Source organism: Chryseobacterium aurantiacum, assembly GCF_003020585.1.
GTDB classification, from domain to species: Bacteria; Bacteroidota; Bacteroidia; order Flavobacteriales; family Weeksellaceae; genus Chryseobacterium; species Chryseobacterium aurantiacum.
Genome location: NZ_PXUE01000002.1, coordinates 594,649 through 612,327 on the forward strand (window position 1 = coordinate 594,649; position 17,679 = coordinate 612,327).

General features: G+C 35.7%; 19 protein-coding genes and 2 tRNA genes. 11 read left to right on the plus strand and 10 right to left on the minus strand.

The window, feature by feature from the left end; all coding sequences use genetic code 11:
• The first annotated feature begins 66 nt into the window (after positions 1 to 66).
• Positions 67 to 693: an RNA polymerase sigma factor gene (locus C7D53_RS09095; protein WP_106916060.1), complete on the plus strand. Its 627-nt coding sequence runs from the start codon at positions 67 to 69 to the stop codon at positions 691 to 693.
• 31 nt (positions 694 to 724) lie between these two features.
• On the opposite strand, the gene hxpB is transcribed toward C7D53_RS09095, so the two are convergent.
• Complete coding sequence (gene hxpB, locus C7D53_RS09100) at positions 725 to 1,369, minus strand: hexitol phosphatase HxpB (protein WP_106916061.1); 645 nt, start codon at positions 1,367 to 1,369, stop codon at positions 725 to 727.
• A 36-nt stretch (positions 1,370 to 1,405) separates the two neighbouring features.
• Positions 1,406 to 2,026: a helix-turn-helix transcriptional regulator gene (locus C7D53_RS09105; protein ID WP_106916062.1), complete on the minus strand. Its 621-nt coding sequence runs from the start codon at positions 2,024 to 2,026 to the stop codon at positions 1,406 to 1,408.
• A gap of 194 nt (positions 2,027 to 2,220) precedes the next feature.
• On the opposite strand from C7D53_RS09105, the gene C7D53_RS09110 reads away from it, so the two are divergent.
• The 6 genes from C7D53_RS09110 (at position 2,221) to C7D53_RS09135 (ending at position 5,812) form a co-directional block, all read left to right on the plus strand.
• Positions 2,221 to 2,847 carry a superoxide dismutase gene (locus C7D53_RS09110; protein ID WP_106916063.1) on the plus strand — a complete coding sequence of 209 codons (627 nt, stop codon included), beginning with the start codon at positions 2,221 to 2,223 and terminating at the stop codon, positions 2,845 to 2,847.
• A gap of 21 nt (positions 2,848 to 2,868) precedes the next feature.
• Positions 2,869 to 3,369 carry a DUF2480 family protein gene (locus tag C7D53_RS09115; protein WP_106916064.1) on the plus strand — a complete coding sequence of 167 codons (501 nt, stop codon included), beginning with the start codon at positions 2,869 to 2,871 and terminating at the stop codon, positions 3,367 to 3,369.
• Between the two features lie 6 nt (positions 3,370 to 3,375).
• Positions 3,376 to 3,945 carry an NADPH-dependent FMN reductase gene (locus C7D53_RS09120; RefSeq protein ID WP_106916065.1) on the plus strand — a complete coding sequence of 190 codons (570 nt, stop codon included), beginning with the start codon at positions 3,376 to 3,378 and terminating at the stop codon, positions 3,943 to 3,945.
• A 1-nt stretch (position 3,946) separates the two neighbouring features.
• Entirely contained in the window at positions 3,947 to 4,999 is a 1,053-nt protein-coding gene (locus C7D53_RS09125) for an NAD(P)/FAD-dependent oxidoreductase (RefSeq protein ID WP_106916066.1), read from the plus strand.
• A 5-nt stretch (positions 5,000 to 5,004) separates the two neighbouring features.
• Positions 5,005 to 5,328, plus strand: a complete 324-nt coding sequence (locus C7D53_RS09130) for a 2Fe-2S iron-sulfur cluster-binding protein (RefSeq protein ID WP_106916067.1) — start codon at positions 5,005 to 5,007, stop codon at positions 5,326 to 5,328.
• Between the two features lie 136 nt (positions 5,329 to 5,464).
• On the plus strand, positions 5,465 to 5,812 hold the full coding sequence (locus tag C7D53_RS09135) for a 4Fe-4S dicluster domain-containing protein (RefSeq protein WP_106916068.1): 348 nt from the start codon (positions 5,465 to 5,467) through the stop codon (positions 5,810 to 5,812).
• Between the two features lie 97 nt (positions 5,813 to 5,909).
• Here the strand turns inward: C7D53_RS09135 and C7D53_RS09140 are convergent, their stop codons facing one another.
• From C7D53_RS09140 to C7D53_RS09150, 3 genes are all read right to left on the minus strand, one after another.
• Positions 5,910 to 6,845, minus strand: a complete 936-nt coding sequence (locus C7D53_RS09140; RefSeq protein WP_106916069.1) for a ketopantoate reductase family protein — start codon at positions 6,843 to 6,845, stop codon at positions 5,910 to 5,912.
• 63 nt (positions 6,846 to 6,908) lie between these two features.
• Positions 6,909 to 7,490, minus strand: a complete 582-nt coding sequence (locus C7D53_RS09145; protein WP_106916070.1) for a Crp/Fnr family transcriptional regulator — start codon at positions 7,488 to 7,490, stop codon at positions 6,909 to 6,911.
• A gap of 6 nt (positions 7,491 to 7,496) precedes the next feature.
• On the minus strand, positions 7,497 to 8,291 hold the full coding sequence (locus C7D53_RS09150) for a class I SAM-dependent methyltransferase (RefSeq protein ID WP_106916071.1): 795 nt from the start codon (positions 8,289 to 8,291) through the stop codon (positions 7,497 to 7,499).
• Positions 8,292 to 8,594: 303 nt separating this feature from the next.
• Here C7D53_RS09150 and C7D53_RS09155 point away from each other — a divergent pair, with 303 nt between their 5' ends.
• Positions 8,595 to 9,152, plus strand: a complete 558-nt coding sequence (locus C7D53_RS09155; RefSeq protein WP_106916072.1) for a GNAT family N-acetyltransferase — start codon at positions 8,595 to 8,597, stop codon at positions 9,150 to 9,152.
• A 108-nt stretch (positions 9,153 to 9,260) separates the two neighbouring features.
• On the opposite strand, the gene C7D53_RS09160 is transcribed toward C7D53_RS09155, so the two are convergent.
• Complete coding sequence (locus C7D53_RS09160) at positions 9,261 to 9,800, minus strand: hypothetical protein (RefSeq protein ID WP_106916073.1); 540 nt, start codon at positions 9,798 to 9,800, stop codon at positions 9,261 to 9,263.
• 126 nt (positions 9,801 to 9,926) lie between these two features.
• On the opposite strand from C7D53_RS09160, the gene C7D53_RS09165 reads away from it, so the two are divergent.
• The gene (locus C7D53_RS09165; RefSeq protein ID WP_106916074.1) at positions 9,927 to 10,682 is read left to right on the plus strand and encodes a helix-turn-helix domain-containing protein; all 756 of its coding nucleotides are present in this window, start codon (positions 9,927 to 9,929) and stop codon (positions 10,680 to 10,682) included.
• Between the two features lie 26 nt (positions 10,683 to 10,708).
• Positions 10,709 to 11,863 carry an FAD-dependent oxidoreductase gene (locus C7D53_RS09170; protein ID WP_106916075.1) on the plus strand — a complete coding sequence of 385 codons (1,155 nt, stop codon included), beginning with the start codon at positions 10,709 to 10,711 and terminating at the stop codon, positions 11,861 to 11,863.
• Positions 11,864 to 12,548: 685 nt separating this feature from the next.
• Here the strand turns inward: C7D53_RS09170 and C7D53_RS09175 are convergent.
• Both C7D53_RS09175 and C7D53_RS09180 read right to left on the minus strand, forming a co-directional pair.
• Positions 12,549 to 13,970 carry a tetratricopeptide repeat protein gene (locus tag C7D53_RS09175; protein WP_106916076.1) on the minus strand — a complete coding sequence of 474 codons (1,422 nt, stop codon included), beginning with the start codon at positions 13,968 to 13,970 and terminating at the stop codon, positions 12,549 to 12,551.
• 122 nt (positions 13,971 to 14,092) lie between these two features.
• Positions 14,093 to 15,532: a tetratricopeptide repeat protein gene (locus tag C7D53_RS09180; RefSeq protein WP_162926138.1), complete on the minus strand. Its 1,440-nt coding sequence runs from the start codon at positions 15,530 to 15,532 to the stop codon at positions 14,093 to 14,095.
• A gap of 494 nt (positions 15,533 to 16,026) precedes the next feature.
• Between C7D53_RS09180 and C7D53_RS09185 the strand changes: the two genes are divergently transcribed.
• On the plus strand, positions 16,027 to 16,503 hold the full coding sequence (locus tag C7D53_RS09185) for a GNAT family N-acetyltransferase (RefSeq protein WP_106916078.1): 477 nt from the start codon (positions 16,027 to 16,029) through the stop codon (positions 16,501 to 16,503).
• Positions 16,504 to 16,542: 39 nt separating this feature from the next.
• Here C7D53_RS09185 and C7D53_RS09190 read toward each other — a convergent pair.
• Together C7D53_RS09190 and C7D53_RS09195 are read right to left on the minus strand one after the other, a co-directional pair.
• Positions 16,543 to 16,615 (minus strand) — tRNA-Lys (locus tag C7D53_RS09190).
• Positions 16,616 to 16,859: 244 nt separating this feature from the next.
• Positions 16,860 to 16,932: transfer RNA gene (locus C7D53_RS09195), tRNA-Lys, on the minus strand.
• Between the last annotated feature and the right edge of the window lie 747 nt (positions 16,933 to 17,679).

Sequence of the window (17,679 nt, forward strand, 5' to 3'; positions counted from 1 at the left end):
TTAACCTTACCATAATTAAAGTTCACAAAAAGTTAATTTTCCTTTAGGTAATTTTGTTGCAACCATATGAACGTAACAGACTCTACCTTATTAAAGAAAATAAAATCAGGCGACCGCCCTGCATTTATGCTGTTGTATGACCGATACTGGGATAGTTTGTATCGCTTTGTCTTTGTAAGAACCAAGGATAAAGAAACTTCTGAGGAACTTCTTCAAAACCTTTGGATGAAGATCCTTGAAAATACAGATACAATACAAACGGACGAATCTGAAAGTGCCAAAGGTTATCTTCTTCGTCATCTTCATTATCGGATTCTGGATTACTATAATAGCTATAAAAAAGCACCCCCAACACTTAGTATTGACGAGTTTGAAACCCCGGAAGAACTGAATATCTCTGATACGGAGTATTTTGAAATTATCGAGGAAAATGAAATCTCCACTCTGTTATCTATGATTGATGAAGTGGTTTCACAACTCCCTGCAACAGAACAGCAGGTATACGACATGAGAATCCGACAGAATATGTCTGTAAATGAAACGGCAGAAGCCTTGGGAATAAGCAATAAAACGGTAAGCAATAAATTAAGTAAGGCCCTAAATGAGGTACGGGAACAACTTAATCCTGAATACCAGTCATCTAAAAAACTAGTATCAATTCTTATGCTGATGGAAATATTGACAAGATATTAAGAGCTTTGTTTAAGATAATTGGTGTATTCTATTATTGAAAAACAGGCAATAATTCTGCCTTAAAACTCAATATTTTAAAATCTGCCAAATCAAAGTCTATGCTTTCATCATCATTGGTAAAAACAATGGTTCTCATCCCCGCACTTTTTGCAGCCCGAAGCCCGGAATGGCTGTCTTCAATGGCAATACAATGTTCCGGAGATACGCCAAGCTTTTTAGCTGAGGTAAGATATACGGCCGGATGAGGTTTTCCCAGCTCTTCAAATTCCGAGGAGTGAACGCTGTCAAATAATTCCCGTATCTGAAGTTTTTCAAGCACCGCATCAGCTACCCGTAAAGGGGCATTAGTTGCTAATCCTATCTTATAATCTCTTTTTTTAAGGTCAGTAATAAATTGCTGTATACCAGACATGATACAGTCTTCAGATCGTATAAATTCTATAACCTTAGAAACAACTTCCTGCTCTACAGTAGGTACATTCAGATTGTCCCAGGGAAATTTTTCATACCAGAATTCCGTAACCTCCCTGGTTGTCATATATTTGGTCTGCGTGGCCAGATCATCCGTGATCTGAACCCCGTAGGAAGAAAAAACATCCAGTTCAGCCTTGGCCCAAAAACCCTCCGAGTCCACAAGAACTCCATCCATGTCAAATATTACTGCTTTTAAAGCCATATCTCTTGCTGATGAATTTAAATGATGAATAATTAACTATTGGCTGATTTTATAAACACAACGCTGCCCTCCGGAAATAATGTGATCTACCCTTTCCACTGTATAATCTTTCCCGATAAGAGACTGAAAATTGGAGAGCTCGGCACGACAGAACCCCTGGCATTCGGTGGCAGCGGCACATATAGGGCAATGGTTTTCAATCAGAAAATATTCATTGCCTTCTTTTTTCCACTCTGCCATATACCCTTCCTTGCTTCGGGCTTCTGCAAGGACTTCCAAACGTTGTTCCAGAGATTTTGTTTTGGAAATAGCCTTTTCATACCGTTCATGGGTATTTTTTTCTCTATCACTGATCAGTAAATCCAATGCATTTTCTCCTAAAAGATTTTTCACAGATTTCAGAAGCTGAACTGTTACTTCTGCATGCGTATCCGGAAATTGAGCCAATCCCTTTTCTGTAAGGATATAATAAGTAGATGGGCGGCCTACCCCTTCACTTTTTATGACAGGTTCAATCAATCCATCTTCTGCAAGATTCAGTAAATGCTTTCTCGCACCCTCCTTTGTGATGGACAGTTCCTCAGAGATCAGGAGCGCAGTGGCTTCTCCTCTCATCTTTAAAAACATCAGAATGCGGTCTGCTGCCGGCTTCTTCATTTGACAATATTTAGGTTGTTTTATTTTCCAACAACAAATATAGTCATTTTCTATAATCTTTAAATAACAATATTAATAACATCATTTACAGACTATTATACTTCATAGTAGGCACACTAATAAAACAACCTTAAAGTTGTTTTATTCAAATATATTATTACCTTTGTCCTACATTAATCAAAAAAATAAATACAATGAAACCATTTACCCTACCTCAGCTATCTTATGCTTATGATGCTCTGGAACCTTTTATAGATAAAAATACAATGACTATTCATCATCAACGTCATCATCAGGCCTACGTGGATAATCTAAATGCTGCTTTGGAGCAGACCAATGAGACGAATCCTGACCTTGATTCATTACTGCAAAGAATAAGTGAATACAGCCCTGCTGTGAGAAATAATGGCGGCGGTCACTATAACCACTCTTTATTTTGGGAAATTTTATCCCCACAACCTAAGCTAAACCCTGAAGGAAAACTTAATGAAGATATTATTTCAACTTTCGGAAGCCTTGAAAACCTTAAAGCAGAAATGAAGAAAGCAGGTCTTGGACAATTTGGTTCGGGATGGGTTTGGCTTTTTGTAAAATTCAATGGTTCTCTTGCCATAAGTTCTACTCCTAATCAGGATAACCCTATGATGGATGTCCTTTCTATGAACAGAGGTTTTCCAATCCTTGGGATAGATGTCTGGGAACATGCCTATTATTTAGCTTATCAGAACAAAAGAGCAGACTATCTGGATTCATTCTGGGCGGTATTAGACTGGGCTTCAGTAGAGAAAAAATATGAAGAAGCTCTTTCAAAAATAAGATAATACAAGAAAATATTGCAAACAATGAACACTCAAACTTTTGTCAATAAAGCAGAGGCCTCCGGTATTATTGCTTTTGACTTTTTAGACTATAAACCCACTACAGAAATTGTAGAGTTCGATATCAAAGATCATCTTTTTATGGGAATGATTGTCAAAGAAAAGGAGTTTAAAGAATCTATTGCTGCAGTGGACTATTCTGTATACAACGAAAAAGCAGTGGGGATTATTTGTTCTACTGATGCCATTATTCCACCGTGGGCCTACATGCTCATCATGGAAAAAATATCTCCTTATGCTGCTTATGTAGATTTAAACAATGCTGAAGCAATTCTGCTTGACCTCTGGAAGCGTCGGATCACCTATGCAGATCTGAAACATTATAAAAATCAAAAAGTTGTGGTTAGAGCGCATACCCATCATCATCCTGCACTTTACTTATTGGCAACCGGACTTCTAAAACCCTTGGTCAAAAGCCTGATGTATGGCGAAATAGGCTTGCCAAAAGTAATTTTCAAAAAATAAAACAAAATGAAAGCAATTATATTCAACGGATCGCTGGAAAGAAGAACAGAATCTACTTCAGGGCTTATTTCCAGATATTTATCAGAACGTCTTTCACAATCAGGAGTTCAGGCTGATATTTTCACCCTTGCGGATTCCGGGATTCCTTTATTTGATGTCACCCTTACCAAAACACCTTTGGCTGTGGAACGTATGACTCAAATGTTTTTGGGGGCAGATCTTCATTTCTGGCTGGCTCCTCTCTATCATGGAAGTATTCCTGGGGTAATGAAGAATTGCCTCGACTGGCTGGAAGTGACAGCGAATACCTATGAACCTTACCTTACAGACAAAACCGTAGGATTGGTTTGCTGGGCAGATGGTTTACAGGCCATGCACGGAATTAATGCGATGGATGTTATTGCCAAATCACTACGGGCCTGGCCACTTCCTTTTAGTGTCCCGATTGTAAGGGGTTCCCTATTTGATAGTGATCATCCTACACAAATTTGTCCTCTTTATTCCGGTAAGTTTGATCAACTTATCAGCATAGCCACAACAAAGAAAATAGAAAAAACTACAATAAAGCAATCTTAACATGATAGAAACAGATATACTGATCATTGGTGCCGGCCCTGCAGGGTTATTTACGGTTTTTGAAGCCGGCCTTCTCAAAATGCGTTGTCACATCATAGATGCATTACCTCAAATGGGAGGCCAGTTATCAGAATTATATCCCAAGAAACCCATTTTTGACATTCCGGGATTTCCAAGTGTGCTTGCAGGTGAACTGATTGATAATCTTTATGAACAGATCAAACAGTTTGAACCAGGCTTTACATTCAATGAAACGGCAAAATATCTTCTGAAACTGGAAGAAAATCTTTTTGAAGTAATTACAGATAAAGGTACCGTACACAGAGCCAAGGCAGTTATTATTGCCGGAGGTCTTGGAAGTTTTGAACCTAAAAAACCTCCTCTTGAAAACATTTCTTTTTACGAAGACCGTGGGATAAATTATTTCATTAAACATCCTGAAGACTACGCTGGAAAACATGTTGTAATAGCCGGTGGTGGTGATTCTGCTCTGGATTGGACAATACATTTGTCAGAAATTGCCTCTTCACTTACTTTGATCCACAGAAGAAATGAATTCCGGGGAGCATTGGATTCTGTGGAAAAGGTGAAAAAATTAAAACACGAGGGAAAAATTAATCTGGTAACTCCTGCAGAAGTGATTGGACTGAAAGGAGGTGATTCATTACAGGAGATTGTTATTGAGAAAGAAGGGCTCATTCAAACTATAAAAACAGACTATTTTATTCCATTATTTGGATTGGTTCCTAAACTGGGACCTATGGCAGAATGGGGGCTGGAACTTGAAAAAAATGCCATTAAGGTAGATAACAGCACAGATTTCCAAACTAATATTTCTGGGGTTTATGCTGTAGGTGACATCAATACCTATCCTTATAAAATGAAGCTGATCCTATGTGGATTCCATGAAGCGGCCATTGCCTGCCAAAGTATTTATCAACGTCTTAATCCCAATAAAAAGTTTGTTCTGAAATATACTACGGTAAGTGGTATTGAAGGTTTTGACGGAACAAAAAAACAAGCAGAAAAACAAGTAGTAGCAACGATTGACTAATAATAATGAAAGATGAAATTACAATCACCGTAACAGATCAAACAGGTATTCAGCATATCCTGATTTGTCCTCTGGAGATGGGACTTACTTTAAAAGATATCTGTAAAGCCTATGAACTTCCCATGGAGGCCATGTGCAACGGAATGGCCATGTGTGCCACCTGCCATTGCTATATTCTCAGTATGGCCGGTTCATTACCTGAAAAAAATGATATTGAAGAAGCTCTTCTCTCAGAACTGTTCACGTCTAATGCAACCAGCAGATTAGCCTGTCAAATATACCTGACCGCACAAATGGACGGCCTCTCTGTGGAAATTGCAGCAGATTAACAGATCCAAAACACAAGTTTGCACACTTTATGATGTAATAAATTGTTGAAACTGTTTTAATTAAGTTTAGTAGGGATTTCCAAAACAGTTCAATGTTGAAGAAGTCCCTTTTTTTAATACTTTAAAAATAAAGAACATGGCTATAAAAATAACTGATGCCTGTATCAACTGTGGGGCCTGCGAACCTGAATGCCCCAATTCAGCCATCTACGAGGGCGCAATTGACTGGCGTTGGCAGGACAAAACAAAGCTCTCCGGAAATGTAACATTTCCTGATGGTAAAGAAATTGACGCCAGTGCCTTTAATCAGGCCGTTTCTGATGAAGTCTACTATATTGTATCCGGAAAATGTACTGAATGCAAGGGCTTTCATGAAGAGCCACAATGTAAAGCTGTATGTCCTGTAGATTGTTGTGTAGATGATCCTGACCATCGGGAAACTGAAGAAGTGCTACTGAACCGACAGAAATTTTTGCATACCTAGTTTTTTGAGTTTTATTTCTTGAATTTTAGTAACCAATAAAGGCGGGTTTTAACCCGCCTTCAATATCAAAAATTCTTCGTGTGGCTTTAGCCTAAACCTATTTTCCTTTTATCTCATTATATATTTTTTGCGTAAAAGGAGTATCAATATGAAGTTCTGTACCATATTTTAAGATCGCTCCGGCAAATAATTCCAGTTCGTTATCTTTCTTCCCGGAATGAACGTCCAGCTGTAAGGACGTGGGTGTTTCAAACGGAAATGTAGAGGCTTTTTTAAAGGTTTTCTCTATAATATCTTCTTGCAGATGAATTTCTTTTTTATCCGCAATCCGTTTTATTTCTTTCATTATTTCTGTTGCTTCATATTTCTGTTGTTCATCTGTGCATACCGTTCCAATGGATGAATTATGTTTTGCTGTTACCAATCCGAAACTTGCAATAAAGAAAAACTTAGTCCAGATATCAGCTAGTGAATTGTCTTTAAAATCAAAATCAATGTTGCTTTCCTTAAGCAGATCTGCTACCCATTCCACATCACCGGAAAAATATTCGGGATCTCTTCCTACAATCATCTTTCCTGCTTTTCCTTTATGCTCCACGGTTCCCCTTTCTTTAATATGAGAAGCTACATAAATGCAGGTTGGCAAAATGATATGATCCGGAATTACCTTTCGAATTCTGTCATAAATGTCTGCTCCATTCATCATCGGAAGCAAAACAGTATCTTTATGAATGACCTCCGAAAGCTGTTTACAGACATTTTCCAAATCATATTCTTTAACACAGATCAATACCAGATCAGGGGTTTGTATGTCACTGATATTTTCTACCACAGCATTAGGATAGGTTCTATCATTGGAATGCTCCGGAGAAAGGAGAACCAATCCGTTTTCTTTTACTTTATGATAGGTTTCTCCTCTGGCTACAAAGGAAATTGTATATTTTTTGGAAGCTTCATTAACCTGATTAATCTTGAAACCAAAATATCCGCCTACACCTCCTAATCCAACAACAACAATATGTTTTTTATTCATGAAATTATTTTTAACAAAGATGAATGACAAATGTGAAAATATCACTTGACAAATGAAAAGAAATTACATTTTATGAATGTCTCTCCTGATCCTGCTCAAAGAACTGTCCTTGATGCCCAGGTAGGAGGCTATAACCTTTAAAGGAACATGCTGAAAAATATCAGGATCTTTCTTCATCAGATTAAAATATCTTGTGGAAGCTTTCTGACTCGCCATTTCAATCAACCGATCATGGATATTATAATAATTTAATACGAAAAGAAGCCTGCTAAATTCCCTGAATTCGGGAATATTATGAAAATTATCCTGTACATTTTCTAACCCTGTTTCCCAGAAAGTACAGTCTGTAACAGTCTGGTAAATCTCCTTGGTGGGTTGCTGCCGGAAAAACGACAGAAAGTCATTCACAAAACAAGGTGCGGCATAAATGTTCGTGGTAATTTCTTCATTATCTTCATTCAAAATATAGGACCGAACATACCCTTTTTCCAAAAAATAGGTCTTTGTGCTGATGGTATTTCGATCAAGTAAAACTGCATTGGCCTTTAATTCAAAATGATTGAAAGTTTTAGTAATGTTTTCAACCACTTCATCCTGGATACTGAATAGGGAATGAAAATAATTGTTAATTGATGACTTATCCATTACATACTACGTTAATTTCAACGCTTTTGTTGCTATAAAAGTGGGCAGATACTTATCTATTAAAAACCTAGGATTGGGCTGCATTTCCTCTTCAAAATCTGCAATAACAAAACCTGCTTTTAATTGTCCGCCAATAAGATCCGAAAGTGTATGTCCAAAAACCAAGGCCTCCTGATTTTCCAGCTTTCTGGCAATCTGCTCTTGTTCCAAATCTTTTATATCGGCGTAGGGTAAAGTATATTTCGGGCGAATAACTCCGTTTGCCATATCCTCAGGATTACGATCTGCAACAAAAACAACCGGATTGAAAAAACTGGCCAATAAAGTCCCTCCCTTTTTCAAAACTCTGTAGGCTTCTTTCCAAACAGGGTTCACATCTTCCACATAATGGTTGGATATGGGATGAAATACAATATCAAATGAATCATCCTCAAATTCACTAAGGTTTCTCATATCTCCCTGAACGGTTTTTAAGGATAATCCATCTCGTTCTGCAACGCGTTCATCCTGTTTTAATTGTTCTTCAGAGAGATCAAAAACTACCACAGAAGCTCCTGCGGCAGCCAATACGGGTGCCTGTTGTCCTCCTGCAGATGCCAGACATAGTATCTTTTTCCCTTTTACATCTCCCAACCATGCCTTATTCAAAGGTTTTGGGGTAAGATGAACTTCCCATCTCCCTTCTTTAGCCTCTTTAATCTGTTCTGTGCTTACAGGTTTTGACCATTCGTTCTCCTCCAATGCCTGTTTATTCCAGGCAGACTCATTATGGTGTAAAAAGTTTATTTTCTCTTCTTGCATATGATTATTTCTTTTTCATGGGCACTATAAAGCACTTTACAATGCATTACATGATTCAAATATAGGTACTTTAGCCCTGATTAACACGTGCTTTTTCTATATTTTAAAAGAAAAACATCTGATTTAAAGCATCTTGGGGTTTACTCATTTATATAAACATTTAAAGACCCAGAATTAAATATCTGATAATCTACACCTTATCATCTCATAAATAATAACCTCAAAAACTGGAATATTTTCTCCAGAGGCCGAAATTGTGTTTATTCTTTATATATTGCCCTGAATTTTTTTTAAACTAAAACAATGAATCATCTTATGCTGGAGTCAAAACGATTAACTCTACGTACATTTAGAGATCGTGATATTTTGAATGTGCATGAAATGCTTTTAAGGTCAGAAAGTACAGAATTTAACCCCACAACATACTCCGAGGATAAAAAAGAGACAGAAAAATTAATCCATACCTGGCAGTTAGAATCTGAACAAGGAAAGGACAGGAAAAAATTTACTTTTTTAATAGAGGATACAATCAACCACACCTTTATTGGAATTATCGGCCTTGATATTATTAAACCCCACTATAGAAATGCTGAAGTCTGGTTCAAAATCAGTCCTGAAAGCTGGGGAAAAGGTTATGGTACTGAAGCGCTTCAACGAATTATTCAATTTGGCTTTGAAGATCTAAAACTACATAGAGTTGAGGCAGGTTGTGCAGTAGACAATATTGCATCTTATAAGATCATGGAAAAAACAGGAATGATAAGAGAAGCACATCGGAGAAAATTGCTTCCCTTAAAAAATGGATGGAGTGACAATTATGAATATGCCATCCTGGAGGAGGATTATTTCTCAAAAACTTAACAACCTACCCATCAAGGATATTAGAAAATTAATATCCTTGATGGGTATAATATTCTCCGTCTAAAATTAATTAAAGTGTAGAGAATTTTTGCAATGCTACTGGCTTTTCTAGATTGAAGGAGAGGGCGAATATTCTGATGGGCTAAATACTCTTCCTGTTTTTACTTCCTTTATTCTGATCACTTTATTACCCTTTTTGGTTACCTCCAGTATAATTTTTTCCTTTTGGGGATCCTTTTTATCAGAAAGCTGCAATTTATTTCCTTTCAGTTGAACAGTATCATAATCATCATACTTCACGGTATACCCAAGTAATACTACCCGATCGTCATTTTTATCCGGTTTCTTATAGCTTATAGTTTCCAATGGATAATGGGAAATAATGCGTGCGCTGTACATTCCGTTAAAGTCATATATCCTTTCTACAAGGTCATCAGGAGTAAAAGTAGTTAATGTCTCGGGTTCATTCTTCCAACGAAAGGCTGAAATATCTCCGATAGCAGGCTCCAGGGATTCTTTTGTTATTATTGCAGGAGGAATTAATTCTTCTCTTTTAGGCAGGGAAGGTGTTCCTTTACTTTTCTTTTTCTGTGCAGGCGTTGCCATAAAAACCAACAGAAAGAACAACAAAAATTGATATTTGGCCATATTTTTAGTCTTTATAAATTCAAATTATATGAATAAGTCTTCTCTACTAAATTATTAAATTATTTGTTGTGATCTAACTATTTTTGTAATTTACTTCTGTTTAATCAGTATGCATTCCTTATCAGTATGGACCAGGACTTTTATTATAATTTCATTGAACCCGATATCGTTCTTGCTGATTTTGTAGAAAATCTGGGGACATTTCATAACCGTTCAGATGATGCAAAAGAAGTGGTGATCATTCCTGATGGACGGGTTGACTTATTTTTCACACAATCCTTGTCTGAACCTTTCCATGTTACCTTAATTGGACTGGAAACCTATCCTGAACAAAGACAGATTCTACCTCAAACCACTGCCTTTGTGATTAGTTTCAAACCTCTTGCTGTTGAATATATTCTAAATACGTCCATTGCTGAAATAGTAAATACAGGAAAAGATCTTTCTGATAATTTTTGGGGATTTAAGGCCGAAGATTTACAAGATTTTGAGCTTTGCTGTACAAAAGCAATACAAAAAATAAAGGAACTTCTTCCCAAAGAAACAGATGAAAGAAAGCGTAATCTTTTTAATCTTATCTACTCATCAAAAGGAGAAATGAGTGTAAAAGAACTCTCGGAAAATGTAGGCTGGAGCAGCAGACAGATCAACCGGTATTTCACAAAACAATTAGGGCTCTCATTAAAAGCATACTCCACGATATTGCGTTTCCGGGCATCTTTGGAGCATATTGCACAGGGAAGACTTTTTCCTGAGCTTAATTATACAGATCAAAATCATTTCATCAAGGAAGTGAAAAAATTTTCCGGAGTCGCTCCCAAGGAATTATCACAAAATAAAAACGACCGATTTGTACTATTATCAGTTTTGAAAGGCAAGTAATTTTGTCCTGTAAAATTTAAATTAAAATGCTGATAAACAATAAATCAATAGCCATCGTTGGAGGTGGTCCTGCGGGGCTTACTCTGGCAAGACTTTTACAAATGAAAAAAGCAGATGTAAAGGTATATGAAAGAGATTTTAATAAATATGCCCGTGTACAGGGCTCTCCTCTTGATATGCATGAGGATTCCGGACTGGCCGCTTTGCGTAAGGCTGATCTACTGGAAGAGTTTAAAAAAGCTTTCCGCCCAGGTGCAGATAAAACACTGATTCTAAATGAACAGGCAGAAATTCTTTTCAGTGATCATGAGGCCAAACCGGATGAAGATTTCGGAGCCGAACATTTTCGTCCTGAAATAGACCGGGAACCGCTCAGAAATATGCTTCTGGACTCTCTGCAACCGGAAACAGTGGTATGGGACAGCCAATTTATATCTATGGAGCCTCACAACGAAAGCTGGTTACTTCATTTCAAAAACGGGACATCAGCGTATGCAGACCTGGTGATTGCTGCAGATGGCGCCAATTCTAAAATCCGTCCTTATCTTACGGATAGCAAACCGATCTATTCAGGAATTATCATGTTGGAAGGAAATGTTTCAAAGGAAAATGCCCCGAATATTGATGCCTTAATAAAAGGGGGTAAAATAATGGCATTCGGAAATACCAAAAATGTATTGATGGGTCAAAAAGGGAATGGTGATCTTGGGTTTTATGCAAGCTTTAAAGCAGAGGAAAACTGGGCTATAAGCAGTGATCTGAACTTTTCTGATACTGCAACTATTCTGGAATGGTTTAAAAAAGAATATTCCGAATGGAGCAATATATGGCATGAGTTGTTTACCAATGCTGCTACTCCCTTTATTCCGCGTCCCATCTACTATATGCCTTTGGATAAAGCCTGGAAAACGAAGTCCAATGTAACTCTGCTGGGTGATGCTGCCCATGTAATGCCTCCATTTGCAGGAGAAGGGGCCAATATGGCAATGCTTGATGCACTGGAATTAAGTGAACATTTAACCAATAATAGCTACAGTACCTTAGAGGAAGCTCTTCATCATTATGAAACCAAAATGGGTAAACGGGCCGCCATTGCCACTCGAGAATCTCTTGAAAATGGAGAAAGAATGCATTCTGAAAAGGCATTAACCACAATGTTGGAGTTCTTTAGCGGGCATTGAAACTTATTATAAAAAGGCTGCCTCAAAAATGAGACAGCCTCTTTTTCCCTCTTAAAAATAAAGATCTTTCTCTCCGCTAGATTCTGATTTTGGAGACCATTTGTGTTATTTTTTTATTATTCTAGTATTATAAGTATTTTATAATGTCTTATAGTGTTTGCTATTATTTATAATAACAACTAATGCGCATATTGGTTATTTATTTTCAATAATTTATCTGCAAATCTATATTTTAAAATCAGAAATTTGAAAAAATCTCCTACTACACCCATACAGCATTGAGTAAAATAAACTGACTATCAGTCTTTTGTAAAAACATATCAAAAAATAAAAATTTGTCCACAAAAAATATTTTTGACCCACAATCGGAATATAAATACAATATAAAGCAGTTCCTGACAGTAGGATATTTTATCATCATTAAATACTAAAAAGAAAGTCAGACATCAACATTCTCCATAATATATACCTATTTTTGGAATTTGACACTAAAAACATAACAGACTGTATTATAAATATTTAAACCAATAACTCAAAGCTGTAGTATTCGTGTAGTAGTGTTTTTTTTCTTCTTTCTGGTAAAAATCTTCATATTTGAACAAGAGACCACTAAAAATATAGTGGTGGAAAAAAAATATTTCGAATGCTGTCTGATTGTGATGATTCAGGCAGTTTTTTTTTGCAGTTAATTCAGATCGTCAAAAAATTGATAAATGTCTGTTTCCGTTGGAATATTAAGCCTTTTTCTAATCCTGTATTTTTTCTGCTGAACCGTTCTGTGCTGGATAAGTGTATAACTGGCAATCTCCTTTGAGGTAAAATGTAATTTTAGCATGGCACAAAAAGCCAATTCAGAATCCTCAAGATTAGGATTAATATGTAAAAGTTTATTGATAAGTTCCGGATATGCTTCTTTAAACTGAGTAAGAAATTCGGGATCATTTCTTCTGCCCAGCTCCATTACTTCAGCCTGGCTTTTATCATTCATACGGCTTTTTAGTTCCTCAGATTCTATTCTGAGTGTATCTTTCCTCTTTCTAAGCAAACTTATGATTCTCCACGCATACACCGCCAGCAATGAAAAAACGGCAAGAGATAATAAAATTACCCACTGTATATTTCTCCTATGATTTTCCGAATCATTCTTTGTTTCTGTGATAAAGGATTCCATATCCTTGTTGATCGTTTTCAGGATGGCTGTATTATTTCTGTTTTTGGCTTCTGTATAGGCATTTAGATAAAAATAAGCCTTTTCATTATCTTTTTTATTCTCGTATACTGATCTCAGATCATTATAAATATACTTGGTATAGTAAGCATAGATGCGTTTTGTTTTATTATCTATTTCCAGAGCTTTTTTAAGGGCTTCCTCGGCCTTATCATATTGCTTGTCTGCAAGATAATATTCTCCCATAATGGTATTGGCATAAAGGGCCACTCCATCTTTCTTCCCGCTAGCATTGGCCTTATTGTAAGCAATGGTTACATATTTATAGGCAGAATCCATGTTTTTATGCATGTATATATAATCTCCTATAGCGCAGTCCGCCAGCCCTGAATGGTCTAGTTTCCTGGCTTTCTGAAAGTACTCCAGCGCTTTTGTATACTGCTTTTTTTCAATAAGATAAGTCCCTTGTCTGAGGTAAATATTAAAAAGGATATTGTTTTTCAGTTTTGAGTTTCCACTTTTTATAATAAGGTTTAAAGCTTCATTATTGTACTCAAAAGCTTTGTCCAGCCTCCTCATCTCTAAATTGAAACGACCGTACACATTATAAAATCTGGATTGATGGATCTTATTTTTTGAATGCTTTAAGATAGCATCTGCATCGTTGAAAAAAGACTGAGATTTCTGATAGTTTTCCAGCGAAATATTAACTTCTGCCAGATTGATATAGCAAAGCGCCTTACCATCTTCATATCCCATATTTTCAGCCTTTCTGTAAAATCTTTTATTAAGGTTGACAAGAGAATCATATTCACCTGCAAGTCTAAATTCCTCATTCATTTTCATGAGGGGAACATCAAAATTTTTCTCGTATTCTTTCGAATCCGGATTACAGGAAATTAGGGTTATTATTAAGATAAAAAGAAGAATACGTATCATAGCACCTTTACCATCTAAATTGAACTTAGGTATAAATTATGGTTTAAAAATGATTTTATTACACTCAATCATGTTACATTTTGTTTATATATCGGATCCTAATTAATTTTTTAATAGTTCTTTCAGTGATCCAGACTATCAAAAAAAGCATAAATATCCTCTTCACCGGTAATGTTAAGCCTTTTTCTAATTCTATATTTTTTTTGCTGCACAGACCGATGCTGTACGAAAGTATAATCGGCAATTTCCTTGGATGAAAAATGGAGCTTTAGCATAGCACAGAAAGCCAGCTCAGAATTTTCCAGATCAGGATTAATCTTCAAAAGTGCAGTTATAAAATCCGGATATACTTCCTTGAACCTTTTTAAAAAGGAAGAATCATTCTTTTTGGCCAGCTCGGTGACTTCCTCCAGCATCTTAGTTTGTACATGATTTTTCAGCTCTTCCGTTTCTTCCTTTAAAGTTTTCTTTTTTATCTTCTGCTGCTTTATCATTTTTTGCACATAAATACTGGAAACAGTAAATACCGTTATCGATAGTACAATAAGAAGAGGTAAATCATTTTTATGCCAATCCGATTCTTTCTTCATCTCTACAATAAAGCTTTCCGTAGCCTTATTCATGGTGGCCAATCGTGCCGCATCAAGTCTGTTCTCCTCTTCCATGTATTTTTTCAAATAATAGTAAGCCTTCCCGCCATCATTCTTTTTCTTGTAGAGTTCTGCCAAAGATTTATATACTCCACTGATATGAGTAGAATAAGTACGTTTGGTCTTTATATTAATGTCCAGAGCTTTTTTAAGGGCTATTTCAGCCTCATCATTATCATTGATTTCGTTATAATAATACCCCATTGTATAGTAAACCCAAAGAGATTCTACATCGCTGGTCTTTTGGCTGAACATTTTTTGGTCTGCTATCGCAATGTAAGGACCCGCTAGTTTCGGCTCGTGTACAAACAAGTAGTATTGAGCAACCATGCAGTTACTGTACGCCGAATTTTCCAATTCATTTGCCTTTAGAAAAGATTTTATTGAAGTCCCTTTCCAACCTTTCCATGCAAAGTAAATCCCTTTATTGATGTAAAGTCTTGGCAAAAGCTTGTTTTTAAGATCCGAAGGCCTTGCTTTATTTAGATAAAAAAATGCTTTAGTGTTGTATGCTACAGCCTTATCATATAGCTTGAGATGGGAATAATATTGGCTGTAATCATTAAAAAAGGTTGCTTTGTGATAGTTTTTTTCAGAGTTTTCGAGGTCTTTCTCTGCTTTGTTGAAAAAGAATAGTGCTTTTTCATAATTTCCCGCAGATACATTTACTCCTGCAATATTGAGGTAGCAAAGGCCTTTTCCCTCTCTGTATTCCATTTGGGAAGCTTTCTGCAGGTATTCCATATTAAGATGGATAAGAGCTTCATATTCTCCGGAAAGTTGTAATTCTGAATTTTTCCTGATTAAAGAAATATCAAAATTTTCTTTCTCCTTATCCTGAGAATCCGGATGGCATGAAAACATATGCAATAACAGACCTATACACAATGTATACACCAGTACTTTCCTCAAAATTATTGAAGATGCTTTATTATTCTTACTAATTGTCAATTTTAATTTCCCCTTTTATCAGTTGCATTCCACATACCTACCTGAACATTGCTTTAATAACCTGTTCTGCTGTTATTAAATAGCCCTCTTTAGCAACTTTCGTTATAAATATACTGATTTATCCAATAAATTATTGCATAAAAATCATTCCAATCTAAAAAAAACAACGTAATAATCATTCAAAAATTATTTACTTTGGGCAGATATTTCTGTATTTTTTACAGCTTTAGCTACTCTTGCAATGTTTTATTTTTTTGTAGGTGTAAGATTGGAAAATATTTTATTTCTGCTTTTTATAATAAGACTATTTGAAAGTAAAATTGTTACAAATTTCTTATTTTATTGAAAAATACCATCAATAAACAAAATTCAGGTTCTTCGTAAAGCACGCATCCAAAACTATCCGCATATTTGTATAAAAAAATAGGATAAATTAAAGTTTTTAACAAATCATCATGAACATTGAATATCGAAATCTTTTGCCGAATGAAAGTAAAGCCTATCGGGTAATCCGTCTGGAAAGCCTTGAAAAATTCCCTGACTCCTTTGGTGCAAACTACCAGGAAGCTCTGAAGACTGAAAAGTTCAGGATAGAAACTGATATAGAAAATCAATCATTAGATAGATTTGTATTTGGGGCATTTGTTGATGGAGAACTTATTGGTATCTGTGCTTTCGTAAAGGATGAAAACAATACAGGAAATATTTATCAGATGTATGTAAGAAAGGGATTTCAGGGAAAAAATATCGGATCCGGATTAATACAGGCTATCCTCAATGAAGCCCATAGCAGATTTAAAGGAATTGAAATAGTGTTGGAAGTAACCCCGAAAAATGACAGGGCCTATCATTTGTATAAAAAAATTGGTTTTCAGGAGGTAATTGATGAAAAAAATACAGAAAGTAATATCGTCATGAAATATCTCTTCTAAAACAAAAAAGAACTACAAAAAGTAGTTCTTTTTTATTTGTGACCCGGCTGGGATTCGAACCCAGGACCCATACATTAAAAGTGTATTGCTCTACCAGCTGAGCTACCGAGTCGGCCACTTACTTTTTCAAGTAAATTCCTTTGTTTAAGGGACTGCAAAGATAGAAACTTTTTTCTCCAATCCAACTTTTTCGCCTTAAAAAATCATTGAAAATATCAAAAATATTCTTAAAGCACACAAATACAGCAAGATTAATTTTCATGAAATTTTGTATCTCCAATGGAAATCATATTTACGTAATAAAGTGTAGGGAAAATAAAAAATGGATTACCAAATATTGATAATCCATTTGCTTGTGACCCGGCTGGGATTCGAACCCAGGACCCATACATTAAAAGTGTATTGCTCTACCAGCTGAGCTACCGAGTCGGCCACTTACTTTTCAGTAAATCCCTTTGTTTAAGGGACTGCAAAGATAGAAACTTTTTTCTCGAATCCAACTTTTCCACCTTAAAAACATTCAAATAAATTCTAAAGTACAGAAATACAATGAGATTAATTTTCATGAGTTTTAGGAACTTTATATAAAAATAAATTTCTATGGTGGGGTTTAGGAAAAATAAAAAATGATTAATAAAATTAAATCTTGAGTCAAATCCTCATCCGTTTACAACGGCTTATTTTTCTCAAATTATACTTTTAAGTTTATCTTTCTTATTAAGTCTGTTTAAACTTAACTGCAAAAGTCACAAAAGGTTTTATTTTTTTAACACTTTAGTACACTTTAGAAAGTGTAAGGAAATACGGCACAATTAAGTTCACATAAGATGAAAATCTTTGATTTTCAACAAAACTTGAGTGTCTTTCCTTGTACACAAAGGATAACACTTAAATAGCTTAAGTGTTTAAACAGCTTTATTATTTAAAACTGCAAATAGCATGAACTAATGCATTTGGCTTTTTTTTTATTCATGGTTCTGTATGACCAACATTTTCCACATAAAAAATACTGCATAAAGAAAAGTTCTCCATCAAGAATTACTTTTAACATGGCAAAGCTAGATTGATAAGAAATTTTCAATAGGTATATGGGTGTTACAATTCTTAAATAATGATGTACATATTCTAAAAATAGGACGATACACCAGTAACATCAGCCCATAAAAATACAGTTCA

Excerpts from the sequence above, each read along its gene's own strand:
- C7D53_RS09095 (WP_106916060.1), top strand. The coding sequence starts at position 67 with ATGAACGTAACAGACTCTACCTTATTAAAGAAAATAAAATCAGGCGAC.
- hxpB (WP_106916061.1), bottom strand. The coding sequence starts at position 1,369 with ATGGCTTTAAAAGCAGTAATATTTGACATGGATGGAGTTCTTGTGGAC.
- C7D53_RS09105 (WP_106916062.1), bottom strand. The coding sequence starts at position 2,026 with ATGAAGAAGCCGGCAGCAGACCGCATTCTGATGTTTTTAAAGATGAGA.
- C7D53_RS09110 (WP_106916063.1), top strand. The coding sequence starts at position 2,221 with ATGAAACCATTTACCCTACCTCAGCTATCTTATGCTTATGATGCTCTG.
- C7D53_RS09115 (WP_106916064.1), top strand. The coding sequence starts at position 2,869 with ATGAACACTCAAACTTTTGTCAATAAAGCAGAGGCCTCCGGTATTATT.
- C7D53_RS09120 (WP_106916065.1), top strand. The coding sequence starts at position 3,376 with ATGAAAGCAATTATATTCAACGGATCGCTGGAAAGAAGAACAGAATCT.
- C7D53_RS09125 (WP_106916066.1), top strand. The coding sequence starts at position 3,947 with ATGATAGAAACAGATATACTGATCATTGGTGCCGGCCCTGCAGGGTTA.
- C7D53_RS09130 (WP_106916067.1), top strand. The coding sequence starts at position 5,005 with ATGAAAGATGAAATTACAATCACCGTAACAGATCAAACAGGTATTCAG.
- C7D53_RS09135 (WP_106916068.1), top strand. The coding sequence starts at position 5,465 with ATGGCTATAAAAATAACTGATGCCTGTATCAACTGTGGGGCCTGCGAA.
- C7D53_RS09140 (WP_106916069.1), bottom strand. The coding sequence starts at position 6,845 with ATGAATAAAAAACATATTGTTGTTGTTGGATTAGGAGGTGTAGGCGGA.
- C7D53_RS09145 (WP_106916070.1), bottom strand. The coding sequence starts at position 7,490 with ATGGATAAGTCATCAATTAACAATTATTTTCATTCCCTATTCAGTATC.
- C7D53_RS09150 (WP_106916071.1), bottom strand. The coding sequence starts at position 8,291 with ATGCAAGAAGAGAAAATAAACTTTTTACACCATAATGAGTCTGCCTGG.
- C7D53_RS09155 (WP_106916072.1), top strand. The coding sequence starts at position 8,595 with ATGAATCATCTTATGCTGGAGTCAAAACGATTAACTCTACGTACATTT.
- C7D53_RS09160 (WP_106916073.1), bottom strand. The coding sequence starts at position 9,800 with ATGGCCAAATATCAATTTTTGTTGTTCTTTCTGTTGGTTTTTATGGCA.
- C7D53_RS09165 (WP_106916074.1), top strand. The coding sequence starts at position 9,927 with ATGGACCAGGACTTTTATTATAATTTCATTGAACCCGATATCGTTCTT.
- C7D53_RS09170 (WP_106916075.1), top strand. The coding sequence starts at position 10,709 with ATGCTGATAAACAATAAATCAATAGCCATCGTTGGAGGTGGTCCTGCG.
- C7D53_RS09175 (WP_106916076.1), bottom strand. The coding sequence starts at position 13,970 with ATGATACGTATTCTTCTTTTTATCTTAATAATAACCCTAATTTCCTGT.
- C7D53_RS09185 (WP_106916078.1), top strand. The coding sequence starts at position 16,027 with ATGAACATTGAATATCGAAATCTTTTGCCGAATGAAAGTAAAGCCTAT.